The organism is Lentilactobacillus senioris, assembly GCF_026798195.1.
Classification (GTDB): domain Bacteria; phylum Bacillota; class Bacilli; order Lactobacillales; family Lactobacillaceae; genus Lentilactobacillus; species Lentilactobacillus senioris_A.
Window position 1 is genome coordinate 1 of record NZ_JAPQEZ010000033.1, and the last position, 769, is coordinate 769.

Below are 769 nucleotides of genomic sequence, written 5' to 3' on the forward strand. Positions count from 1 at the left end.
ATAACGAATTAACAGTCATTGGGAGTGAATTACCGGTTTTGCAAGCTAAAGGAACCTACAAGTATTTAAAAGAAATCACTGGTAACGGCGCTTATTATCAAGTAGCTTGGCAAAAATTAGCTGATGGCTACATCGCCCTTTATGGCACGACCCCGATTCAAATCAACGTAGCCCCTATATTGAATGATATTTTTGAAGATGAGGAGGGGTAGACAATGCCGAGTAAAGCAGACGTTAAAGCCTGGAAAGCACAATTAGTCGCCCAAGCCGAACAGCAAATCCTAAAATTAACTGATAGTGACCGATTTAAACAGTATCTTAATACTCTGGCTAAATTTCATCATTATAGCGCCAGAAACATTGATTTGATTTATGCGCAAAATCCGCAAGCCACTCAAGTCGCGGGCTTTAAGCAATGGCAGACGGCTTTTAACCGCACCGTCAATAAGGGTGCTAAATCCATTCGAATTGCGGCACCTATTATTAAGAAATTAACACCTGCTGAGCAGAAGCATCTTGATACCACCGATGAGCGCGCCATTGTCGGTTATCGCTATCTACCCGTCTTTGATGTGGCACAAACTAGCGGTGAACCAGTGTTAAGTGCTAAAGACTTTGTCAAAGAAAATTTAGCCGATCATCAGAATGTGACAAGCTTATATAACGCGTTCAAAGATTATTTAAACCAACAAACCGACCTTAAAGTCAGCGAAGTGCCTTTAGCGTCGCTAAATGGGGCTAAGGGGTATTTTCAACCCAGCACTAATGA

At 41.9% G+C, this 769-nt stretch carries 2 protein-coding genes; both read left to right on the forward strand.

What is annotated here, in order from left to right; all coding sequences use genetic code 11:
* The coding region (locus tag OXT66_RS09605; protein WP_268597055.1) for a hypothetical protein at positions 1-212 on the forward strand (212 nt) is incomplete at its 5' end.
* A 3-nt stretch (positions 213-215) separates the two neighbouring features.
* Positions 216-769 (forward strand): ArdC-like ssDNA-binding domain-containing protein (locus tag OXT66_RS09610; protein WP_268597056.1); only part of this gene is annotated, 554 nt, incomplete at its 3' end.